23 protein-coding genes and 2 pseudogenes are annotated in these 20,542 nt (G+C 51.2%); 7 read left to right on the top strand and 18 right to left on the bottom strand.

Annotation, left to right across the window (positions count from 1 at the left end):
- Positions 1-163: 163 nt before the first annotated feature.
- From JCM17207_RS03000 to JCM17207_RS02975, 6 genes are all read right to left on the bottom strand, one after another.
- Positions 164-370: a DUF3847 domain-containing protein gene (locus JCM17207_RS03000; RefSeq protein WP_204890080.1), complete on the bottom strand. Its 207-nt coding sequence runs from the start codon at positions 368-370 to the stop codon at positions 164-166.
- A gap of 4 nt (positions 371-374) precedes the next feature.
- Entirely contained in the window at positions 375-584 is a 210-nt protein-coding gene (locus tag JCM17207_RS02995; protein ID WP_444979633.1) for an LLM class flavin-dependent oxidoreductase, read from the bottom strand.
- A 502-nt stretch (positions 585-1,086) separates the two neighbouring features.
- Positions 1,087-2,466 carry a DNA primase family protein gene (locus JCM17207_RS02990; RefSeq protein ID WP_238316180.1) on the bottom strand — a complete coding sequence of 460 codons (1,380 nt, stop codon included), beginning with the start codon at positions 2,464-2,466 and terminating at the stop codon, positions 1,087-1,089.
- Positions 2,444-3,064, bottom strand: a complete 621-nt coding sequence (locus JCM17207_RS02985) for a CHC2 zinc finger domain-containing protein (RefSeq protein WP_238316179.1) — start codon at positions 3,062-3,064, stop codon at positions 2,444-2,446. Before JCM17207_RS02985 ends, JCM17207_RS02990 begins: the two co-directional genes overlap by 23 nt.
- 66 nt (positions 3,065-3,130) lie before the next feature.
- On the bottom strand, positions 3,131-5,050 hold the full coding sequence (locus JCM17207_RS02980) for a recombinase family protein (protein WP_238316178.1): 1,920 nt from the start codon (positions 5,048-5,050) through the stop codon (positions 3,131-3,133).
- A gap of 1 nt (position 5,051) precedes the next feature.
- Complete coding sequence (locus tag JCM17207_RS02975; RefSeq protein ID WP_007885061.1) at positions 5,052-5,255, bottom strand: transposon-encoded TnpW family protein; 204 nt, start codon at positions 5,253-5,255, stop codon at positions 5,052-5,054.
- Between the two features lie 262 nt (positions 5,256-5,517).
- Here JCM17207_RS02975 and JCM17207_RS02970 point away from each other — a divergent pair, with 262 nt between their 5' ends.
- From JCM17207_RS02970 to JCM17207_RS02945, 6 genes are all read left to right on the top strand, one after another.
- Complete coding sequence (locus JCM17207_RS02970; RefSeq protein WP_238316177.1) at positions 5,518-6,354, top strand: sigma-70 family RNA polymerase sigma factor; 837 nt, start codon at positions 5,518-5,520, stop codon at positions 6,352-6,354.
- 31 nt (positions 6,355-6,385) lie between these two features.
- Entirely contained in the window at positions 6,386-7,300 is a 915-nt protein-coding gene (locus JCM17207_RS02965; protein WP_238316176.1) for a DNA gyrase inhibitor YacG, read from the top strand.
- 6 nt (positions 7,301-7,306) lie between these two features.
- Positions 7,307-7,759 (top strand): GNAT family N-acetyltransferase, encoded by a 453-nt coding sequence (locus JCM17207_RS02960; RefSeq protein ID WP_087249498.1) that lies wholly within the window; start codon positions 7,307-7,309, stop codon positions 7,757-7,759.
- Positions 7,760-7,893: 134 nt separating this feature from the next.
- A complete protein-coding gene (locus JCM17207_RS02955) occupies positions 7,894-8,442 on the top strand; it encodes a GNAT family N-acetyltransferase (RefSeq protein WP_087249496.1) in 549 nt (182 codons plus the stop codon).
- Positions 8,442-8,918, top strand: a complete 477-nt coding sequence (locus JCM17207_RS02950; protein ID WP_087171134.1) for a GNAT family N-acetyltransferase — start codon at positions 8,442-8,444, stop codon at positions 8,916-8,918. Before JCM17207_RS02955 ends, JCM17207_RS02950 begins: the two co-directional genes overlap by 1 nt.
- A gap of 77 nt (positions 8,919-8,995) precedes the next feature.
- Complete coding sequence (locus JCM17207_RS02945) at positions 8,996-10,024, top strand: virulence RhuM family protein (RefSeq protein WP_238316175.1); 1,029 nt, start codon at positions 8,996-8,998, stop codon at positions 10,022-10,024.
- A 66-nt stretch (positions 10,025-10,090) separates the two neighbouring features.
- On the opposite strand, the gene JCM17207_RS02940 is transcribed toward JCM17207_RS02945, so the two are convergent.
- The 4 genes and pseudogenes from JCM17207_RS02940 to JCM17207_RS02925 form a co-directional block, all read right to left on the bottom strand.
- Complete coding sequence (locus tag JCM17207_RS02940; protein ID WP_444979632.1) at positions 10,091-10,351, bottom strand: DUF6809 family protein; 261 nt, start codon at positions 10,349-10,351, stop codon at positions 10,091-10,093.
- 28 nt (positions 10,352-10,379) lie between these two features.
- Positions 10,380-10,730: a TnpV protein gene (locus tag JCM17207_RS02935; RefSeq protein ID WP_238316174.1), complete on the bottom strand. Its 351-nt coding sequence runs from the start codon at positions 10,728-10,730 to the stop codon at positions 10,380-10,382.
- A 317-nt stretch (positions 10,731-11,047) separates the two neighbouring features.
- Positions 11,048-11,287: pseudogene (locus JCM17207_RS02930) on the bottom strand (type IV secretory system conjugative DNA transfer family protein); the annotation flags it as partial.
- Between the two features lie 85 nt (positions 11,288-11,372).
- Complete coding sequence (locus JCM17207_RS02925; protein ID WP_238316173.1) at positions 11,373-13,274, bottom strand: AAA family ATPase; 1,902 nt, start codon at positions 13,272-13,274, stop codon at positions 11,373-11,375.
- Here JCM17207_RS02925 and JCM17207_RS02920 point away from each other — a divergent pair.
- A complete protein-coding gene (locus tag JCM17207_RS02920) occupies positions 13,273-13,893 on the top strand; it encodes a DUF7010 family protein (RefSeq protein ID WP_238316172.1) in 621 nt (206 codons plus the stop codon). The genes JCM17207_RS02925 and JCM17207_RS02920 overlap by 2 nt on opposite strands.
- Before the next feature lie 70 nt (positions 13,894-13,963).
- Here the strand turns inward: JCM17207_RS02920 and mobQ are convergent, their stop codons facing one another.
- The 8 genes and pseudogenes from mobQ to JCM17207_RS02880 all read right to left on the bottom strand — a co-directional run bounded on the left by mobQ (position 13,964) and on the right by JCM17207_RS02880 (position 20,539).
- The gene (gene mobQ / locus JCM17207_RS02915; protein WP_238316171.1) at positions 13,964-15,472 is read right to left on the bottom strand and encodes a MobQ family relaxase; all 1,509 of its coding nucleotides are present in this window, start codon (positions 15,470-15,472) and stop codon (positions 13,964-13,966) included.
- Between the two features lie 231 nt (positions 15,473-15,703).
- On the bottom strand, positions 15,704-16,000 hold the full coding sequence (locus JCM17207_RS02910) for a DUF3847 domain-containing protein (RefSeq protein ID WP_002592867.1): 297 nt from the start codon (positions 15,998-16,000) through the stop codon (positions 15,704-15,706).
- 131 nt (positions 16,001-16,131) lie between these two features.
- A complete protein-coding gene (locus tag JCM17207_RS02905) occupies positions 16,132-16,965 on the bottom strand; it encodes a methyltransferase domain-containing protein (protein ID WP_002584969.1) in 834 nt (277 codons plus the stop codon).
- A gap of 185 nt (positions 16,966-17,150) precedes the next feature.
- Positions 17,151-17,447: a hypothetical protein gene (locus JCM17207_RS02900; protein ID WP_002592868.1), complete on the bottom strand. Its 297-nt coding sequence runs from the start codon at positions 17,445-17,447 to the stop codon at positions 17,151-17,153.
- Positions 17,448-17,581: 134 nt separating this feature from the next.
- A complete protein-coding gene (locus JCM17207_RS02895; RefSeq protein WP_002592869.1) occupies positions 17,582-17,773 on the bottom strand; it encodes a transposon-encoded TnpW family protein in 192 nt (63 codons plus the stop codon).
- A gap of 78 nt (positions 17,774-17,851) precedes the next feature.
- Positions 17,852-19,726 carry a recombinase family protein gene (locus JCM17207_RS02890; protein ID WP_038286029.1) on the bottom strand — a complete coding sequence of 625 codons (1,875 nt, stop codon included), beginning with the start codon at positions 19,724-19,726 and terminating at the stop codon, positions 17,852-17,854.
- 31 nt (positions 19,727-19,757) lie between these two features.
- Positions 19,758-20,054 (bottom strand): annotated as a pseudogene (locus JCM17207_RS02885) (conjugal transfer protein TraG); the annotation flags it as partial.
- Positions 20,051-20,539 carry a PcfB family protein gene (locus tag JCM17207_RS02880; protein ID WP_238316169.1) on the bottom strand — a complete coding sequence of 163 codons (489 nt, stop codon included), beginning with the start codon at positions 20,537-20,539 and terminating at the stop codon, positions 20,051-20,053. The gene JCM17207_RS02880 and the pseudogene JCM17207_RS02885, both read right to left, overlap by 4 nt.
- Between the last annotated feature and the right edge of the window lie 3 nt (positions 20,540-20,542).

Below are 20,542 nucleotides of genomic sequence, written 5' to 3'. Positions count from 1 at the left end.
CCCTGGCTGCGAAGTTCCAGGATCTCTTTCTCGTGTTCCTGAATGTGGCTGTATTTTCTGGGCATAGCAAAGACCTCCTGTAGTAGTTTTATTCTACCACAGGAGGCCTTCTTTTTTCACTGTCTACTTTTACTGGAGCGGTTCAGAGACCTCCCAGCCGTTTTCAATCGTGCGCTGCCAGCTTTCGCCGCAGGTATTCTTCCAGATTATCAAGCCCTACCGCCTGTACTTCCGGCAGCACTTTTTCCAGCACAGCGCCCTCCTGAATGAGCCGCCTTGTCCGGGCTTTTCGCTCCTTCACCCGGTCCCGTGCCTGGGCTTCCTCCAAGCGGTGCTTTGCCTGCAACAGTTTCTTTTCTTCACTTGTCATAGATTTACCTCCGTTTCTGCCAGATCAGGTCGTAGCCCAGCACATCGGCCAGCTCCACAACCTCCTTATAGCGGATGGATTCCCGCTGGAGCTTGGCCGACAGGTTGGAAACACTGTCCGACCAGCCGTATTCCTCATGGAGCCGGTCAACTACCTCCTGCATGGTATATCCCGCCCGGACGATCTGTGCCTTAATCTCGTTGCGTACCGCCATCATAAAAAATCCTCCTAAATTTACTTGATAAAAAAGCGAAGCCGGTACGCCCTCTGGCATAACCGCTTCGCTGTGTGGCGAAAAATCTCCTTGTCACCAAATCCGCTCAGAATTGACAGTGTAATGTCCTGCCCATAGGTCGCACCTTCCGACTTTCCCATTCCGTGTGACTTGGCTTGAAACCGTTCATTTTCCCATAATTCCATGCACCCGGTTCGCTGGTTCGAGAAGCACGGTTTCGCAAAATGATTTCTTCCAACCGTCAAATACTTTTCGATTCCCACTTGCCTTGATTTAGCATGGGGATTTGATCGGTGATTCTGACTGGTATAGCCGTCGAATTGCTATAAAAGGGAGAACAAGGGTCAATCAAAGCGTACGTACAGCGTCCTCACAAACTCCACATCCTTCGCTTCCGGCTAAAGCCGAAAGCTCACTCGTTCCGCTGCTCGTCCTTTCCCCAACGGAACCGCTTTACAGGGTTCCGCTGGGGGCCCCAGTATTAACGCCGCCATTCCTCCGGCACATCTTCCGATACGTACGTACGCATCGAATCACCGGAAAACACTGATATATGATTTCTCACCAATACCTCAATCCCCAGAAATCCACGCACCCGCCGTCCGGCTGCGTTGGTCACATTGTTGCAGTATTCCAGATTGTAGCGGCTCTGGCAGGCGATCAGGGCTTCGCTGAAGCTGCGTGGCTTCAGGGCAGGCAGGTTGTTTTCGGTACAATAAATCTGGTATGCCTCGTACAACTCTTTGGAGCTGGCGGACAGATCGGCTTTCAGGTGAACATACCCGTCAGAATCCAGAAAATCATAGACATTGTTGTTGTCCCGTTTGACTGCTTCCCGGTTTTCTCTGGTGCGGTCACTTTCGGTGAACTTGAAGTTGTTTGCGGCCAGCCGCTGCAATCCCTCAAAAGCCCAGAGCAGGATGCCCTCCACCTCGGCTTTCATCTTCTCGGCAAGGTCGGGATCATCCATACGGCCAGCAGGCTTTTCTTTTGTGGTCAGCACCAGCTGGCGGCGGTAAAATCCGTCGCTCCGGTCAAACAGGGCCTGCAAATCTCCGTTGGAGAAAGCCAGCAGCCGGGCGCACATCCATCCCTGATAGCTCTGCTTGCCCTTGCGCTCCAAATCCATCTTGCCCTGGGCGGTGACAATGGATTTCACATAGTTGGTCTGGCGCAGGGCCTCCATCCGCATATCGTCGTCCACGCACAGGAGGATATGCTCCAAATCGGCACGAGCAAACCGGTTCTCGGATATTTTTCCGATGCTGCCGTCCTTCATATTGGAGCCGAATAAAGCTCCCAACACAGCGCCGATCTGCGACTTTCCTTCGCCGCCGCTGCCCTTAATGACCATCATCCGCTGCCCCTTGTTGCTGGGAATCAGGCAGTAGCCGATATATTCCTGCAAGGTGGGAATATCCTCCAGGTAGAGCAGATCATCCAGAAATTGCAGCCAGAGAACAGGTTTCGGGGTGTTGGGATTGTAGGACACGGGGAAACGGTTGCGGACGATTTTCGGCTTTCCTTTCGCAAAAGTTCCGTCCAGAAAAAGTGTGCCGTTGGAAAGGTGAATCCGATCCGGCTCCGGGGGAAAATCCTCCACCAGTGCCGCCAGCTTCATCAGCTCCACAATGTTGCTGATTTTGCGGGGAATGTTGCTGACCGCACAGCATTTCAGTTCCTCAAAAATCTCTCCCCGCAGGGGTAGTTCGTCTGTCACACGGCCTTCGGGCGTGAAAAAAGCCCCGTTTGTGAAGATGATCTTGTGCGTCTGCAAGAACTCCTCACAAAACAGGGCTTCGTTGATGCTTTTTCCATCAAACCAGACGGGCATCCCGTCAAGCTGCGCTTTGTTTTTCATGGGCATCGTCCTCCTTTTTCAGCCTGTCCAGCCGTTCCTCCAAACCGGCAATCAGGCCATCCTTGTTCAGCATTTCTACGATTTTTACCCGCTGTTCCAGCTCGGCGGCAATGAGCAAATCCGCCAGATACTCCACATAGTCCAGCATCTGGCAGGCTTCCACAAACCGGTCATCTAAACTGTCATCTGGATTGGATGGGGCGTAGTTCTGTTTCCAACCTTCCAGAAGATACAGATAATCACACAGCACCTGCAGACAGCGCACTTCTTCCTGCCGGTATGCTTTCAGCAGAGGACGCTCCGGTTTTGGTAAGGCGATTGCCGCCGGGGGCTTGTCCGGGTCAATCCCGAAATCCTGTGCCAGTTTCTGCGCTGCTTCGTAACTGTTCAGGCCAAACAGCCTTGCCACAAAGTCAATCACATCGCCGGTGGCTCCACAACCGAAACAGTAAAAATACCGTTCGTTCAGCTTCATGCTGGGGTGTTGGTCCTCATGGAACGGACAACTGCACATCCCATTTCGGTTGACTTGCAGCTCATAGTGTTCCGCTGCATCCGGCACACAAATATTCTGTTTTACCAGTTCAAAGAGTGTCATGAAAATCCCTCCGTTTCAGGGCATAAAAAAGCGGCCTGCCCGGTTTGTTGGGGCAGGCCGCAGTCTTTATGCAGTTTGTGATGTTTCCATTTCCTTGGCTTTCCGCTTTTCCTGCCGGTAGAATTTCTCCCGGCAGGCGGGTTTGCAAAATTTAGCGTTGGGGCGGACAGACTGGAACGGCTCTCCGCAGCACTGGCATACCAGCTGATACGGTTCACCCGGAACGATGAGCCCCTCGGCAATCTTCTGTTTGCGCTCCTTCTGGCGCAGATACTTTTCATGGTCACGGATACGCTTCTGGCGGCGCTTTTCCTCCGCAGCCAGTTCTTCCTCGGTGGGTTCGGGCATGGGCACTTCAAACTTCCCGATGAAGTTCAGATAAATCTCGATTTCCTGCACCCGTTCCCCGGTGCTTCTATCCGGGGCATGGACCAGAATTTTTTCCACAAATTCATGGAGCATGGGGGCGGTCAGCTCGGTGAAATCCGTATATTTCTGTGCCAGCGCCAGAAAGTGGCTGGCACGGTCCGTGTCCTCATGAAATTGGTCCAGCTGCGCCTGCTCGGGGACAAGCAGCTGTTCCAGTTCGGCCTGTTCCTTCTCATATTCGGCACAAAGCAGCTCGAACCGTTTTTCCTCCAATTTACCCATGGCATAGGTTTCGTACAGCTTTTTAATCAGCACATCCAGCTCGGCGCTGCGTTTGCGCTCTTTGGCAACCTTGCGTTTCAGCTCCTTGGCCGCTTCCTGCTGGCGAACCTGTGAAATGCTGCAAACCTTCTGAATAAATTCCTCCTTGTTCTGGATGGCATAGCTGGCGGTAGTGCAGATGGTTTCCAGAATCAGAGCGTTCAGGGCTTTGGTGCTAACGGTGTGGGAAAAACACATCTGGGTTTCCCGCTCAAAGGTCAGGGTGTAGGTGGAGCAGTTATAAAAGTCGGTTCCATACTCCCGCCCGTCCTTTTTGCGTTTGCCCCGGTGGTTATACATCTTGGCTCCGCAGTCGGCACAGAACACAAGGCCGGTCAGGGGATTGGCGACGCCGGTGGTATCTGTCCGGCGCACCGTCCGCTTCACCTGCTGGGCCAGTTGCCATGTCTCCGGGTCAATGATGGCCTCGTGGGTGTTCTCAAAAATCAGCCAGTCGGACGGATCATTTTTTACCCGCTTATCCCGATAGGACTTCTTGGAAGAACGGAAATTGACGGTGTGCCCCATATACTCCGGCTTGGTCAGCATGGAACTGACGGTGAAGCCGTACCAGTCATAAGGGCGGCTGGTGTCCACGGTGTTCTTCCGGCTGCCTCTGCCGTTGCGGGCCAGATAATAGGCGGGGCACTCCACCTTTTCCTGCGTGAGTATCTTGGCAATCTCATGGGGGCCGTGCCCCTCCACCGCAAGCCGGAAGATTCGCCGCACCACGGCGGCGGCCTCCTCGTCTACCAGCCAGTGGTCCTTGTCCTCCGGGTCTTTTTTGTAGCCATAGATGGCGTTGTTGGTGTTGGGCTTGCCTGCCTTGCCTTTGACACGGTATGCTGCTGAAATCTTTTTGGACTGGTCACGCAGATACCATTCGTTCATGATATTGAGAAAGGGAGCAAACTCGCCGCTGTCCTGTTCCTCGCTGTCGATGTTATTGGCGACAGCAACAAAATGAACCCCATTCTGCCGGAACATTACCTCGGTGTAAAAGCCGGTTTGCAGGTAGTTTCTGCCGATCCGACTTAGGTCCTTATACAGCAGATGGGCCACCTTTCCCGCCTCGATGTCCGCCACAAGGCGCTTCCATGCGGGACGGTCAAAGTTGCCGCCGGACCACCCATCGTCTGTGTAGTGGACGATATTGGTGTAGCCCCGCTGTGCTGCATAGCTTTCGAGATAACGTTTCTGGTTCAGAATGGAGTTCGAGTCACCCGTGAGGTCATCGTCACAGGACAGGCGCTCATAGAGCGCAGTAATTTTTTCTTCCGTCTGTCTGTTTGCCATATCAGGCGCTCCTTTCAGACGGACGGCTCATTTGTGGCAGTTCCATTATACCACATTCCGGCTGGTTTGCCAGCCCGTCATTGCGGATCAGCCGCAGAATTTTATCTTCCATCGTTTCCTCGGCGGTTTCGCTGAGGTAGACACGAACTTTATAGGTGGTGTTGCCAATGTGCCGGGTCAGAAACACGGCATTTTTATCTGCCATAGAACCTCTCTTTCTTGCGCTTTCAGCGCATCCGGTGTATACTGTTGTTATAGTTCCGTTGTTTGTAATCTGCGATTGTGTTACTTCTTTTTTGTATCAAGCCTGAACATGGCATGTGCCCCCTTTCTCCTGTGTGAATGAGCAAATGTAATCTAAGTAAGTTGTAGTCAGATTACTCTTTCACTGATAGGAGAAATCCGGGGTGCAAAACGGAACCATTTTTGAAAAATCATAAAATATTTTTTTGAAAAGAGGTGGGGTCATGGCGTATCTGTCTGATGACGAGCTTCTGGATACCGAGGGTGGCTTCACCGGATGGGACGATGGGGCGGAAGAAACGCTGGAACAGGCGCTTGCGGAAGAACGTCTGGCCGAGCTGGAAAATGAGCTGGAGCAGGACGAGCATCCCATCGACTATGAAGCAGAGCTGGAGGACGAGGAAGAAGAAGCCGCCCCGGTCAGCGAAAAGCGACTGAAACGGGAGCTTCGGGCGGAAGCTGTGCGGCGGCTGGAGGAAGCCGCACGCACCGAAAAGGATTTCCGGGCCGTGGTGGAGGAATGGAACAAGCTGGACCGGAACCGGGAGCGCCGGGAACGGGACCATGAAAACCTTCGTGGGGATGTGTCGCCGGAATATCAGGCGGTGCCGGAACCGAAGCTCATTCCCCGATGGATGAACAACCCTGCATACCGGCAGCTGATGGCCGGGAACTTTCTGGACATCCTGTTTGACTGCCCCTATGAGATGCACAACCTGACCGCCGATGCCTTTGTTTCCCGCATGGTGGAGGAACTGAGCGAGGAACATAAGGAAGTTCTGTATTTCCTCTCTTTGCGGTTGTACAGCACCACCCGGCTTGCCGCTATGCGTGGGCAGTCTGACCGCAATATCCGCAAGCTGCGAAAAACCATCCACAAGAAATTGCAGCGCCAGATGTATGACCATCTGTGCGGCAAACAAGAGCATGGTAGCAGCCTGACCTTGCGGGAACGCCAGTTTTTGGAGGAATACTCGAAAATTGCAAGGAAACAGGGCAAGGATGCCGTGATCCGGCGGGAGAATAAGACCAAGCGCAGAAAAAAGAAAAACCGCCCCTGATAATTGGGACGATTAAGGAGAAAGGGCGTGTATGATGAAAAATTTATTTGAACAGTCCCGTTCCCATTGGGTGCGGTACGATCATTACGAGCTGAAAACAGCGGAAGATGGCAAGCGGTATATCACCCCCGGCAAGAGCGCAAAGCCGGACGTCTACAATCCGCTGAAAGAGGTCCCTGGCATTGTGCTGGATGCCCTGAATGTGGGGATGCTGATGATGGGACGCAAGCCGGAAGCAGAAGTGGAAAAGGCGGTAATGGAGTTTATCACCCGGTACGGCCTGCTGGGGCTGATGACCGCCCTGCCCACCACGCCGTCCTTTATGGACTATGAGGCGGTATACCTGCCCAAAAACCACTTCATTAAGGAAGAATCCATGGCGACAGACAAATACCTGTCCCTGTTTTATCCTTTTGACCAGCTGGACTTGGTGAAGAAAGGCATAGAATCCACATGGAATGTGTCCGGTGACCGGACGATGATTGCCCTGACCATGACCTTCATGGACGAGCCGATGGCGAAGAACATGAGCTTTCAGCGGGAATATGCGGAACCCTATGGCTGGGTTGCCCAGCAGCTTAAGGACTGGGCTTTTACGCTGACCACGGCCATTTTGTACTACAATGACTATGATTCCATCGACGAGGACGCACGGGGGCTGTATCGCAAGGCCATGGCTGCGTTCGGCGGGATCGCCCCCAGCTACCACATTGAGCTGCTGGATAAGCCCACCATCTATTGGGATTTCCATTCGCTGCTGCTGGGTATTCAGATGATGTTCAGCTTCATGCTGGTGGACGGCAACCAGCCCCTGCGCCTGTGTAAGCACTGCCAGAAGGTGTTCCTGGGCAGCCGATCCAACGCTGCTTTTTGCAGCCCACGGTGCAAGAACCAGTACAACGTCTACAAGAGCCGTTCTAAAAAGGATGGAAACGAGGAGGAATGATACGCTATGGAAATTCTGAAACTCAGGGAACACAGCGAACTGGCATCGGAGGCCGCAGAGTGGTTTCATTCCAAGTGGGATATTCCAGTTGAAGAATATGCGGGAAGCATACAGGAGTGCTTGACGGGCAAAAGCATTGTTCCGCAGTGGTATGTTGCAGTCGAGAATCAGCAGATTATTGGTGGTATTGGGGTCATCGAAAACGATTTTCATAACCGCAAGGATTTGACGCCAAATGTCTGCGCGGTATATGTTGAGGAAAACTACCGTTGTCAGGGAATTGCAGGAAAGCTGCTGGAATATGTTTGTGAGGATATGCGTTCATTTGGCCTGGAAACCTTATATCTCATTACAGACCACACAGGCTTCTATGAGCGCTACGGATGGAAGTTCCTGTGTATGGCGCAGGGCGATGGTGAGGTAGATTTGTCGAGGATGTATGTTTATGATTTGAAATAGAAACGGTTATCGTTAAAAATTAGACATTTGGAGAGACCCGATAAATCATTTTGCGTTCGATTGGAGCGGCATTTATTGGAATCCAGAATTTGAAAATAAAGTAAACACCAAAGGGAGCTGCATGGATAATAGAAATGGAGATTATATATAAAAACTTACAAGAGAATGAGATAAGCCGAGAGCTATTTAGACATTTTGTACGGCATCAAACTGTTGTTAAATGTAGGCGAAAAGAAAACGGAAAATGGATTATCAAAGATGATCCGTTTATTGACGATTGGAGCGAAGCGGATTATAAATTCCTGGTTTCCTGCCTGAGAAACACAGCAGCAACAGGTGGATTGGTATATGCTGCTTTCTGCGAAGGGGTGTTGAAAGGTTTCGTGTCAGTTGAACCGAAACTTTTTGGGGGAAATCACAGATACCTTGACCTCTCAAGTATCCATGTGTCAGAGGATATGCGAGGAAAAGGGGTTGGCACTGCACTGTTTCGAGCAGCGAAAGAATGGGCAAAGGCACATGGAGCAAAAAAGTTGTACATCTCAGCCCATTCAGCCGTTGAAAGCCAGGCATTCTATCACAAAATGGGCTGTGCAGAGGCGGCTGTCTACAATCAGTCTCATGTAGAAACCGAGCCGTATGACTGCCAGTTGGAATGTAAAGTATGTGAGGATGACAGTTGATGAAAATAAGCAAAATTGAGGATAATAAAAAGAGATACATGAGCCTGCTTTTTCTTGCGGACGAGCAGGAAGATATGATCGACCGGTATCTTGAAAAAGGTACGATGTATGTTTTGGAGGAAAATGGCGTAAAAGCGGAATGTGTTGTTACTGACGAAGGCAGCAAAGTTCTTGAAATCAAGAATATTGCTGTTCTGCCGGAATGCCAGCGCATGGGCTACGGAAAACGGATGATTGAGTTTATTGAGCAGACATACCGTGATAATTTTCGTATTCTTCGTGTGGGGACGGGTGACAGTCAGCTGACGCTCCCTTTTTATAAGAAATGCGGTTTTATAGAAAGCCATCGTATCAAAAACTTTTTCACGGACAATTATGATCATCCTATCTTTGAATGCGGCGTTCAGCTTATTGATATGGTATATTTGGAAAAGAACTTACTATGGGAATCCAATACGATTCATCGAAAGAAGTAAATGGAATACCTGGCATTTTGTAAATGAATTACAAAATACAATCCAAACTTACCAAAACGATATGGAGGTGACGAGGAATGAGCGAGGAACAGGGGCTGACCCCGTATGAAACCAGAGAAATTCTCTTTTACAAGACCGAAAACGGAGAGGTGCGGGTGGAAATCCTGCTCTTTCAGGAAAATCTCTGGCTGACGCAGGCAAAAATGGCAGAGCTGTTCGAGGTGCAGAAAGCGGCCATTTCCAAGCATCTGAAAAAAATCTTTGAATCCGGCGAACTGAGCGAGGATTCAGTTGTTTCCAAAATGGAAACAACTGCGGCGGACGGGAAACGGTATCAGACCAATTATTATAATCTGGACGCCATCATCGCTGTGGGGTATCGAGTGAACTCCAAAAAGGCGACCATGTTCCGCATTTGGGCGAACCGGGTGTTGAAAGAGTTCATCATCAAGGGTTATGTGATGGATGACGCACGGCTGCGGGAGCCGGAAAACTTTTTCGGCAAGGATTATTTCGAGGAACAGCTGGAGCGTATCCGGGACATCCGGGCCAGCGAGAGAAGGTTCTACCAGAAAATCACGGACATCTATTCCCAGTGCAGCGCCGACTACGATGTGGAAAGCCCCATCACAAAGGAGTTTTTCGCAACGATGCAGAATAAGCTCCACTATGCGGTCACCCATCATACCGCCGCTGAGATCGTATACGGCCGTGCCGACAGCACCAAGCCCAACATGGGGCTGACCACATGGAAAAACGCCCCCAAAGGCCGCATCCGCAAATCGGATGTCACCGTTGCTAAAAACTATCTGAACGAAACGGAAATGCGTAACCTGAACGAGATTGTCACCATGTACCTGGACTATGCGGAACGGCAGGCTCGCCGTGGAAATGTCATGTATATGGCCGATTGGGTCAAGCGGCTTGACGCATTTTTACAGTTCAACGAGGAAGATATTCTGCATGATAAGGGCAAGGTGACCGCCGCCATTGCCAAAGCCTTTGCCGAGAAAGAGTTTGAAAAGTTCCGGGTTTTGCAGGATCGGACCTATCAGAGCGACTTTGACCGGCTGGTTGCGGAAACTTCGGATGCCCTGACAGAATAACCATATACACAGAAAGCCCACGCCTCCGGTTCTCTTTCCGGCTGCGTGGGCTTTTTCGGCCATCGCCTATTTCTTGTTTTGCAGCTGTTCATGGGCTTCCTGCTGGACGATCAGCCCCGCTGAAAAGCCATACTTAAAATGGCTCTCACTTTCCTCACACTGGGCGATAGCGTTCTGCGCCCGAAGCTCCTCCACCAGAGCATAGTCCTCTTTACTGAGCCGATGGGATAGCTGCTCCATCAACGCCGCACAGGTTTGGATCGCCTTGCGGTATTCCGGGGACGTGGGCACTACCGTTTCACAGGGATAAAACTCCCCGTTATACATGGCTTCCAAAATTATTGCGTTCCCTCCCTCAGCAGTAGACCAGCTCAGCCAGGACAATTTCCTCGGCTCTGTTGTGGATAGAGTTCATGGAGCGCACCCATGCCATCTGGTCGGCATCTTTCAGGGCTTCTGTGACGCCCTCTTGCTGCATCATGGCTTTTTCGATAATTTCCAGCCGCTTCCGACAGGCGGTGTCGATTTCCTCCAAATGGGGAAACAATTTTTCAGTGACAATGAGATCGGTATACAGAATGGGCCGGTGTTCTTTTAAGTAGGCACGGCGCAACCGGCCATATTTCCCGATATGGTACTCTTTGGTGTCCGATAACACAAGGTCAGGAATGAGATAATCGCCGCATTTGGTGTAAGTCAGTTCCATACAAGACTCCTTTCGTGGGAATGGGGTTGACAGTTACGGTAGGTTTGAGGGCATCCCTCCTTTATCATAACTGTCTTTTCATTCGCCACAAATGAGCCGCCAGTCATGATGTAATGTTTTTTGGTGTAATCCACCCTCTATACATTACATCATGGTTCTGGATGCTGTTGGATTCGCCCACCTGCTCGTCATCCCGGGATAGTCTTTCATACAGAGCCGTAATCTTGATATCTTCAGTTCTGACCACGGTTTTCACCTCCTTTCCTTGTTGGCTTTTCTTTGTGTGACGCTCCTTTTCTCTATCCCACCCAAGTATAGCCCTTGGGATCGGTGACCACATAGGAACTGTGCATCTGCATCAGAGAGGGTTTGACGAAGAACCGGGTCTTACCGCTGCCGCTGCCGCCGATGACCAGGATGTTTTTGTTCCGGGCGTACTTGGGATTTTTCGGGCGGCTGGACATGGTGAGCTTTTCCGTCTGGGTCAGCGGGATGTTCCAGTCAGGGACCGGATCGACATAGGGGGCAATATCTGCCGCCGTGCCCCATGAAGCGTTTTGTCAAGTGCTTTTTTGAGTTATTGACGCAAATCATCGTGAAAGTGCGAAAGTGCAAAGTGCAAAGGGTCTGCGTTTTGCACTTTCAGCTTGCGGGTTCGGGTGGCTGCTTCTTCTTGATGAAGTTATACCATTGACCGCCGACACGCCTTGCGCCCAAAATGCCGCCCATGTTGCGCTTGGCGTTCTGTACCGTCCTTTCGGATATTCCGGCTTCGGCTGCGGCTTTTACAATGTCCTCGCTGGCAAGCTCTTTCCCGTCTGCAAGCAGGTCAAGTATCAGTCTTTCGGCTTGCTCGGTCTTGGTGGCGGTGTTGCCGCCCACGCCGGACAGCAGCTCGTCGGCGGTGATGTCGTATTCGCCTATCCACGAAAAGCCCGTTTCTGGGTCAAGGCAAAAGGCAACGGGCTTGCCCTCCGGCGCAAGGGAAGATTTGTCATGGACGATAACGCGCACATTCGGTTCTCGCTTCACGCGCCCGATCAGCAGGACGCTCCTTGCTGCGGCGCGGAAGTCGATAGAACCTAAGCCCCGGTATGCGCTCTGCCCTCCGGCAGCTTTGTTGAGATGTCCGATAAGGATAACGGCGCACCCGGTACGCTCGGCAACATCGGCAAGGCGGCGGAACATGGGGCGCACTTCGTTTGCCCGGTTCATGTCGGTCTTTTCGCCCATGTACGCCTGTATGGGGTCAAGGATAATCAACCGCGCCCCGTTCTGCTTGATTGCCTTTTCTATGCGCTCGTCGGAGAGGGTAAGCTCCCGCTTGGCTTCATCAATCACAAGCACGCGGTCAAGGTCGGCTTCGGCTTCTATCAAGCGGGGCTTGACGGTATCGCCCAGCCCGTCCTCGGCGGTCTGGTAAATCACTTGGAATGGCGGCAAGGGCTTCATTCCCGGCAGCGTTCTCCCGGTGGTGCAGGCAGCGGCAAGGCGTAGGGCAAAGGTGGTCTTTCCCTCGCCGGGGTTGCCTTGCACAATGGTTACTTTCCCAAAAGGGATATACGGCTCCCATAGCCATTCAACGGTCTGCGTGTCAACCTCACTCATGCGGATAATCTCGACGGTTTCTTCCTGCGGCGGCTCTTTCAAGCCGTAAACCGCTTCCCGGATATACTTCCCGTCTGTGATTTCTGCCCGGTGCTGCAATACCTCGTTCCAGTCCTTAAACAGCGGCACAAGGCGGTGGACGGTCAAGCCCTCCGGCACAAGCTCCGCAAGGCGGCTGCAAGCGTCGTTTCCCGCTTGGTCGCTGTCAAGGCAGAAGTAAACGGTCTTGATGTTCGGACGGTCAGAAAGGAAACGCAACAGGGCTTTTTCTCCCACGCCGCCCAATGACAAATAGCTCTGCTTCTGCCAAGCCTTTTTGAACAGGCAGAGGAAAGAGAGCAGGTCAACGGGGGCTTCAAAGACAAAAAGCCTGTCTCCCTCGCCCCGGTAGCAGAAATTAAAGGCTTTGTCGCTGCCTTTCACATCAAGCCGGAAGTTTCCCGCCGTTCCCTTGCTGTGGGCGTAGCGCGGTATTCCGTCCTCGTCCCGCCCAACAAATACGGCGTTGTGGTGGGCTGTGTCCTCGTAAATATCGCCGCGGGCAAAGAAAAAGCCCGTCACATCTTCATCAATGCGGCGGGCTGCTGTGAGATAGTTCCTTGCTATTCTATTGTCGCTGTTTGGGGGTGGTAGCCGGAAGTCGGATAGGGACGCGGGGCAAGGTCTGTCCGGCGTCGGTGCGGCTCCCTTTTCTCCTGTGAGAAGTTCCACGGCTTCGGTGAAGCTCTTTCCGAAAAACTCCATGACAAAATCGACGGGGCCGCCGCCCTTGCTCTGGCTGTGCCTGTACCATTTGTTTCCCCGGACGGTCAAGCTGTCGTGCCGTTTCCAGCGGTATTCATTCCCGGCGCGGGTAAGCGGTTCCCCCTGTGATTGCAGGAAAGAAACAAGGTCGGCTTGGTTGGCGCGGTCTATTTGTTCTTGGGTGTAATACATGGTTGATACCTCGCTTTCTGTGGTTGAATTGTTCATAGGTTTTGAGTATAATGAAATCGACAAATCGGTATTTGTGGAGGAGAAACTTGTGAATGAATTAAGAAAAGAAATTGCAATTCAGCAGAAAAAAGGATTACCGTTTATCATGACATCAGTGATTATATGGCTGCTGATATTGCTTGTATCAATTTTGGATATCAATATGAATATGAAAAATTTATTGGTATTTTGCTGTTCATGCCCATTATTACCGCTGTCCTGGATAATTGGTAAACTAATAAAGGTGGATATCTTTTCAAAAGAAAACCCGTTAGGACAGTTAGGCTTCATTTTTACCTTAAATCAAATGATTTATTTATTAATCGTTATGTGGGTGTTTAGTGCGGTTCCGGAAAAGATGATTATGGTATACGCCATGGTGTTTGGAGCACATTTGTTTCCATATTCATGGTTGTATAAATCAAAGGGATATACAGTTGTTGCAATTTCAATTCCGGTTATTTCCTTGATTTTAGGATGCACATTAAATGGCACGACGGTTGCTGCTGCTGCATGTATTATTGAAGTAGTATTTGCTTGTGTATTACATATGGAATTAAAGAAAATGGCAGATAACTAAAAGGCAAATTCCAGTTTATCAGAAAGCATTTAGGGCGGACAAGCAAAATGGCTTGCCCGTCCTTTTTTCCTTATCGCTCCTGTTCGTGTCGCTTGGCGCGGCTCTGCTCCGGCTGGTCGGCGCGGAGTGTAATATCCACGCATTTGCGGATTTTTTGAAGTTCGGAAACATCGGCGCGGGTATCTTTCAGTTTGGCATAATCGCTGTCCCTCTGTGTTTTGAGGTCGGCATATTCCTGTTCCCATTCCGCAATAGGCAAGCTCTTTGTTCCTTTCGGCAGATTTGCATGGAGATAGCGGCTTGCTGCGTTCCATAGGGTCAACTCGGCGCGGTGGGCTTCCTCGTACTTGTCACGCTTGTTCGTCCAGCCGTTTTGCAGCTTTTTCAGCTCGTCGTGAATGGGCTTGTACTCGGTGTAGTTCTTCCCGTATTCAATCAGCTTTTGCAATTCTTTCATGCGCTTCTCGGCGGTTTTCATGCCCGCCCGGATAGCGTCGGCCTGTTCACTGACAGAGGAAAGGGCAGCGTCCAGCTCCGCAAGGGTGGAAATACCATGCTCGGAAAGATAGCCTACTGCCTTTGCAACGGTTTTCAGTTCATCGGCTGCGTGCTGTTGTTGCCAACGCTGCGAATACTTCCGGCTCTTTTCTCTCTGAACGCTTAAATACTTCATCAGCAGGTTTGCAAGGCCGGGGGATTGCGGGGGCTGCTCCGGGGCGGTTTCCCGCGCCTTGAACAGGTCGCCAATCCATTCTTTGAGCTTTCCAATCTGCGCCCGGATTTCCCGGATAAGGCGGTTTGCCTTTTGGATATTCCGGTTCAGCTCGCCTTTCTCGGTGGCTATGCCTTTCTTCTCCATTTGACAGGCCGCTACGCCCATGTGGACGGTAGGCAGCTCGTCAATGCCGCGCTCGGCGTTGCTGCGGTGGTCGATGCGCGACCGGCTTCCGGCGCGTTCAAGGTAGGCGTTTGAAATATCCGCCCATGCCTTGCGCCATAAAAGCGCGTTGCCCTTGTCGTTCCAGCCTGTGAGGTCAACTTTGTGTGTCTTGTATCTGCCGCTTGGTAAGCGTATGCGCTCGCCGTTTTCGTCAAGGTCATATTCCTTTTTGGACTTCGCCGCCCATGCGCCGCGCTCGTCAAGGGGGCGCATGGTAAGCATGATATGACAATGGGGGTTGCCGCTGTCAGTGTCGTGAATGGCAAAATCAACGCACATTCCTCTTGAAACAAATTGAGAGGAACAGTATTCACGGACAAGCCGGATCTGTTCCTCTCTGGATAATTCTATGGGGAGTGCTGCGTCAATCTCTCTGGCAAGCTGGGCGTTCCCGGCTTTCTCGTAAAGCTCCACGCTGTTCCACAAGGTTGAACGGTCAGAGAAAGAGGGCGGGGCATGGGGCGGCAGTAGGATTTCCGTATGGACAACGCCGCGCTTGCGGGTGTAGTCATGGGTCATTCCGTCCCACTCGTTTGTGATTTTCTCGCCGCTTCGATAGGCGGCTGCGGCAACGGCTGACTTGCCTTTTCCTCGGCTCACAATGCCGATGTTACAATGGTAAATGGCTATGGGTATCACCTCCCGGATAGGATAACCAAACCCGCAAAAATGGTACAGACGCCAACGGCGGGTGTACTGTTTTTGTGGGTGTGCAGGGATAGCCGCGTAAGCGGCGCAAGGGGTGCAGCCCCTTGTTGCGGCAAAGCCGCCATATCGGAGCGCGGGGAAAGTTCCCTGTGCGGAGATACGCCCTCGGCAGAGCGCACACGCCCGCAAGGGTGTATAAGTGCGCCCTTTGTTCCAAAGGGATTATTCGCTTTTCCCGCCCTCGGTGCGTTTTTTCAGATAAGCCCGCGCTTCCTCGCTCGTCAGGGCAAGCCGGAGAAAGGCGGCGGCTTCCTCATCGGTCATGGTCTTGGCTTCCGGCACAATGCTCTCAAAGACTGCGCCTCGGACGACCAGCCGGTGGCTGCGCGTCCGGCGTTCCTCTTGGGATAACTTTTGCCGCAACACCTTTTCCCGATTTTCAAGCTGCCGGATTTTCTTCTTCCCGTCCTCAATCTCGGCTTGCAATTCCTCGCGTTTTTTTTCTCTCGGTTTCGTCATGGGTGGTCACTCCTTTCTACCTGTCGGCATAGAAAAAGGACAGTCGATTTCCTCGGCTGTCCTTTTGATTAGGGTGTTTGGTTTACTCCGTTCTGCTCAATAAATGGGAATATTAAATATCAATACGCCCTTTAATACATTCCTATTAAAACATCAGCTTCGATTGTCAAATGTGTGAGAGTACGCCAATCAACGCAATCTTTTTCAACGCAAAAGAGAAGCGGCGTCATTTCAATAAACGACATTCTTTGTTCTGATGACAACTGTACGGTGGCTGAAACCGTTTCTCTTGAAATGGTTTTAAGATATTTCTCAAAATATTCAACGACAGACTCATTTGAATAATCTGGATTTTTCAAGTGTGCTTGCACTTTAGTCCTGATTTCCCTCAAATGATTTTTCGTAGGAATTACTTTCACAACATATCCGTTAGGAGATAGCAATCGCTGAAATTCTTTGTAGTGTGCAGGCGAAAATATGTCTAAAATACAATCCATACTTCCGTCTTTCAAAGGGATTTTTGATAAGTCAGTAACAAACCACTTCACTGCTTTGCGCTTGTCTTTTTTTGATGCAATCTGTATTGCCTCCCTTGACAAGTCAAAGGCAAAGATGTTTCGTTCTGTTCTTTGCTGTATCTGCCTTGCATAGAAACCCTCGCCGCAACCAACATCTAAAATGTTTCTTATAGATGGCGTATCAGAAATAAACTGTATGATTTTCTCCAACACAACATCATACATGCCATACTCCAAAATTTGGTGCCGGTTGTCAAAAGACCGCTTGCTGTAGTTGGTTTTGGGCGATGATTTTAACAACAAATTTACATACCCATATCTTGAAATATCAAAGCAATGTCCATGTCTACAAATTAGGCTATTGCCTTGTATATCCATTGATTTTGTGCAAATTGGGCATTGAAAATAAACCTTGCTGTCTGCAAAGCGTGATAAATTATTATTCATTTGTTTTTCCTCCGTAATTACATCTCTGCTTCAATAAGCGAGTTATGCAATACGGATAACCGCAACATAACTCGCGGTTTTATCTTAATCTCATAAATGTAACCATTGTGTTGTCCTCCAATCAATTCCGCAGTATTACTCTGCTTTTAGAAAAAGTATAGCACAAAACTATGAACATTTCAACTCTATTTCAGCCTGTCGGCGACGTTGCTCTCTCTGGCATACCGCCGCGCCGCTTCCCGCCGTTCCTCGCTGTATGGGGCGGTCAGACGGAAAGAGAAGCGGCCTTTCTCAATGTCAAACTCCATGCAGCCCGTTTCCGGGTCTGCGTCAGTCTGCTGGCAGATCGCCGGATAACGGCGGCTGTATGCAAGCAGACGCTTTTTCAAGGCGGTGTTGTGGGTGCGGATATGGATAAGGGGGTCTTTCTCGTCAAACCAAATATCGGTGGTCTTTTCCTGCTTGGTAAGCCCTGTTCTCATGCAAACTCCTTTCTGTGCCCCTGTTACGCAATAGGGGCATTTTTCGGGTGTTTTCTCCGGCTCTTGACTTGGAGAAAACGGCGTTTTTGACGATAAAAACCGCCCGGACGTGGAATGTATCGTCGGGGCGGCTGTTATCGCAAGATTTCCGATTTTTCCGGCTCTTGACCGTCAGACGCAGATAAACACGAACTGTCGGCAAGTATCGTCTTGAGCAGCTTGTCGCGGAATGTTTCTGTGCTGCTGTGATTGAAAAATAACTCCGCAACAATAGTCTGCCCGTTTCTCTGCGTCGTGATGATACTGTCGGGGGTCTGTTCTGCCATAGGCAGCTCCTTTCTCCGGGCACAAAAGAGGGACTTCCCGTAGCCGGAAAATCCCTCTTGGTTGTCGGTTATTCTGTTTTACTGTGCGGGCTGTGCGGCGGCGGTCTGCGCCTTTCTCCTTGCCCGGTATTCCCGCGCCTTGATACGCTCATACTCCCGCTGCTTTTCAAGGTTTCGCGCCCGGTACTCCCTTGAATACTTCCGGTGGTAGGCGCGGCTCTTTTCCTTTTTGGCTTCTTCGATTTCTTCCCGCATTTGCCGGATTTCCTGCTCTGTCGGCTCTGCAAGCTGCGTTACTTCGTTCTCAAATCTGCCGATATAGTTGAAATATATGCTGATGTGCTGGATTGCGTATCTCGCCCTTTTCTGGTCGCGCTCATGCACTTCAATCCTGCTGATAAACTCGTTGAGAATGGCGGGGGTGAGGTCAGTAAAGGCGGCATGGCGTTCCGTCAGCTTCAAAAACTTCTGCGCCCGTCCTCCCGCGTTCTCATAAGCGGATAGCTGCTCTTGGAGTATGGAAAGCTCCGTTTTCAATGCGTAGTATTCTTCTGAATACTTCTGCGACATTTGCTCGTAGCGGTCTTGCGGGATAGTGCCGAGGGCGTTGTCCTCATAGAGCTTGTTCAGCACCTTGTCGATCTGTTCAAGGCGCGTCGTGATTTGTGGGATACGCTTCTGCTGCTTTTTGGTCTGGTCGGTCTGCTGCATGGCAAGGTTCTTTTTCACTAAGGCTTCAAACTCCGCCCGGTTGCTGATAGAATAGTCCTCGATTTTCTTCAGCACTTCCGCGACGGTCTGCATGAGCAAGTCCGCGTCAATGATGTGCGGGGAATGGCATTTGGGGTTTTTGGCTTTTCCCTTGTGGTACTCGCTGCAATAGGCAACGTGCCGCTTGCCGCCGTTTCTGTAATCTATGCGGATGTGCATTTTTGCGCCGCAATCCTTACAGAAAAGCAAGCCCGACAAAGGGTGGATTTCCCCGTCCCCGTTGGGGCGTCTGACGGGCGCGTTTTCCAAAATCCGCTGTGCGGTTTCAAAGTCGGCGCGGTCAATAATCGGCTCATGCACATTTTCGGTTATCTGCCATTGGCTCCGGTCTACATAGTGGTTCCGCTTGTCCCGGAAATGCTTTGTAGTCTTGAAGTTGACTACATCGCCGCAATACTCCTGCCGTGTAAGGATATGGGTCAAAGTGGCTTTGTTCCACTTGTAACGGTTATCCTCATTGAGCGCCCTGTTTTTGCACGTTCCCCGCCCGCGCTCTTTCATGTAGAATGTGGGCGTTGGGATTTGCGCCTGCGTCAGATATACGGCGATTTGGTTGCGGTTTTTCCCGTCCAGAAACAGGCGAAAAATCAAACGGACAACTCCGGCGGCTTCCTCGTCGATTATCCAAAAATCCTTGTTGTCCGGGGATTTGACATAGCCATAGAGAGCTTCGGTGGCAATCGGCTTTCCACTCATGCCCTTCGTCTTAATGCCGGTCTTTACTTTCTTGCTGATGTCCTTTGCGTACCACTCCGACATGATGTTGATAAAGGGCGCAAACTCCAATGTGTCGGGCTTCTCGCTGTCTATCCCGTTGTTGACCGCGATAAAGCGCACATTGTTCCGTCTGAATATCTCCATAGCGTTGCCGACTTGGAGATAGTCGCGCCCCCAGCGGGTCATGTCTTTCATAATACACACGCCGATTTTACCGTTTTCTACGTCCTCTATCATGCGGGAGTAGGCGGAGCGGTCGAAAAATCTGCCGCTTTCATCGTCGTCAATGTAGTGCCGGATATTCGTCAATTTTAGCTGTCTGGCGTAGCTTTCCAAAAACTTCTTCTGGTTCTGTATGGAGTTGCTTTCGCCGCCGTCCCTGTCCTCGTCGCCTACGGAAAGGCGGGAGTAAAGGGCTGTGATTTTGTTGTAATCATTCATGTGCATATCCTCCTGTGCGTCCATGTAGAGTTCTTTACACTTAAGATTATGCACTCCATCGGGCGCTGCCGTACTCAATGCCCTTGCGGTATTTGCGGGCGTTTTTCCCTTTGGCGTACACCGCCAGCCGGACGATGACCGCCCCAGTGATACCTGCCAGCAGGTCCAGCGGATGCAGGCTGGGCAGCCCAGAAGAAAACGCCTCCGTAAAGCCCTGACTTAAATGCAGGAACTTTTCAGAGGCGTCAAGGCCGGGCGCGAGGCGCACCGCCTGGCAGAGCTTATCAAAGAGATACACAAACAGCAGATATGGGAGGTTGAGTATGAGAATCTTCTTCAGATCAACCGTCATAATTCCACACCCCGGTCTTTGGCTTTGACCTTCTCCCGCTGGCAGTGCTGGGCTTTGGCCTGCTGCTTTGCCTGGTCCAGCTCCTTGCGGATGGAGGGCTTTTTCTCTTTCTCCAGGTTCTTTGCGGAGAACTCCCGAAAGGCCGCCGTAATGACATCGGCATCCCGGCCTTTGAAGAACACCAGATAGCGAGGTATCTCTCCGCTGGTGTCCTTTTTCAGCGCGAAGTCAATGCCGTACTTCTTGGCGGTGGCAGAAAAGGCTCGGATGTTCTGGTCGGTGATCTCGATGTTGGATACACCGGTGTTATGCTTCATAAGCTGCCGAAGGGTCTGCTTTCCGTGGTGCAGCTTGGTCTTGTGGCCGGTCACGCCCTTCTGCATCTCGTCCAGCACCTTTTTCATGGCCTGTTGCAGCATCCCGGCGGAGAGCCTGGTGGCCTCCACGCAGAGGGCAACGGTGCGCTGGGTGACTTCTTCCTGCATGGT

This window comes from Faecalibacterium gallinarum (assembly GCF_022180365.1).
In the GTDB taxonomy this organism is placed as follows: domain Bacteria; phylum Bacillota; class Clostridia; order Oscillospirales; family Ruminococcaceae; genus Faecalibacterium; species Faecalibacterium gallinarum.
The sequence above is the reverse complement of the archived record's forward strand: the minus strand, read 5'-3'. Positions and strand labels throughout refer to the sequence as shown.

Excerpts from the sequence above, each read along its gene's own strand:
- JCM17207_RS03000 (WP_204890080.1), bottom strand. The coding sequence starts at position 370 with ATGACAAGTGAAGAAAAGAAACTGTTGCAGGCAAAGCACCGCTTGGAG.
- JCM17207_RS02995 (WP_444979633.1), bottom strand. The coding sequence starts at position 584 with ATGGCGGTACGCAACGAGATTAAGGCACAGATCGTCCGGGCGGGATAT.
- JCM17207_RS02990 (WP_238316180.1), bottom strand. The coding sequence starts at position 2,466 with ATGAAAAACAAAGCGCAGCTTGACGGGATGCCCGTCTGGTTTGATGGA.
- JCM17207_RS02985 (WP_238316179.1), bottom strand. The coding sequence starts at position 3,064 with ATGACACTCTTTGAACTGGTAAAACAGAATATTTGTGTGCCGGATGCA.
- JCM17207_RS02980 (WP_238316178.1), bottom strand. The coding sequence starts at position 5,050 with ATGGCAAACAGACAGACGGAAGAAAAAATTACTGCGCTCTATGAGCGC.
- JCM17207_RS02975 (WP_007885061.1), bottom strand. The coding sequence starts at position 5,255 with ATGGCAGATAAAAATGCCGTGTTTCTGACCCGGCACATTGGCAACACC.
- JCM17207_RS02970 (WP_238316177.1), top strand. The coding sequence starts at position 5,518 with ATGGCGTATCTGTCTGATGACGAGCTTCTGGATACCGAGGGTGGCTTC.
- JCM17207_RS02965 (WP_238316176.1), top strand. The coding sequence starts at position 6,386 with ATGATGAAAAATTTATTTGAACAGTCCCGTTCCCATTGGGTGCGGTAC.
- JCM17207_RS02960 (WP_087249498.1), top strand. The coding sequence starts at position 7,307 with ATGGAAATTCTGAAACTCAGGGAACACAGCGAACTGGCATCGGAGGCC.
- JCM17207_RS02955 (WP_087249496.1), top strand. The coding sequence starts at position 7,894 with ATGGAGATTATATATAAAAACTTACAAGAGAATGAGATAAGCCGAGAG.
- JCM17207_RS02950 (WP_087171134.1), top strand. The coding sequence starts at position 8,442 with ATGAAAATAAGCAAAATTGAGGATAATAAAAAGAGATACATGAGCCTG.
- JCM17207_RS02945 (WP_238316175.1), top strand. The coding sequence starts at position 8,996 with ATGAGCGAGGAACAGGGGCTGACCCCGTATGAAACCAGAGAAATTCTC.
- JCM17207_RS02940 (WP_444979632.1), bottom strand. The coding sequence starts at position 10,351 with ATGTATAACGGGGAGTTTTATCCCTGTGAAACGGTAGTGCCCACGTCC.
- JCM17207_RS02935 (WP_238316174.1), bottom strand. The coding sequence starts at position 10,730 with ATGGAACTGACTTACACCAAATGCGGCGATTATCTCATTCCTGACCTT.
- JCM17207_RS02920 (WP_238316172.1), top strand. The coding sequence starts at position 13,273 with ATGGTTGATACCTCGCTTTCTGTGGTTGAATTGTTCATAGGTTTTGAG.
- JCM17207_RS02925 (WP_238316173.1), bottom strand. The coding sequence starts at position 13,274 with ATGTATTACACCCAAGAACAAATAGACCGCGCCAACCAAGCCGACCTT.
- JCM17207_RS02910 (WP_002592867.1), bottom strand. The coding sequence starts at position 16,000 with ATGACGAAACCGAGAGAAAAAAAACGCGAGGAATTGCAAGCCGAGATT.
- JCM17207_RS02905 (WP_002584969.1), bottom strand. The coding sequence starts at position 16,965 with ATGAATAATAATTTATCACGCTTTGCAGACAGCAAGGTTTATTTTCAA.
- JCM17207_RS02900 (WP_002592868.1), bottom strand. The coding sequence starts at position 17,447 with ATGAGAACAGGGCTTACCAAGCAGGAAAAGACCACCGATATTTGGTTT.
- JCM17207_RS02895 (WP_002592869.1), bottom strand. The coding sequence starts at position 17,773 with ATGGCAGAACAGACCCCCGACAGTATCATCACGACGCAGAGAAACGGG.
- JCM17207_RS02890 (WP_038286029.1), bottom strand. The coding sequence starts at position 19,726 with ATGGACGCACAGGAGGATATGCACATGAATGATTACAACAAAATCACA.
- JCM17207_RS02880 (WP_238316169.1), bottom strand. The coding sequence starts at position 20,539 with ATGCAGGAAGAAGTCACCCAGCGCACCGTTGCCCTCTGCGTGGAGGCC.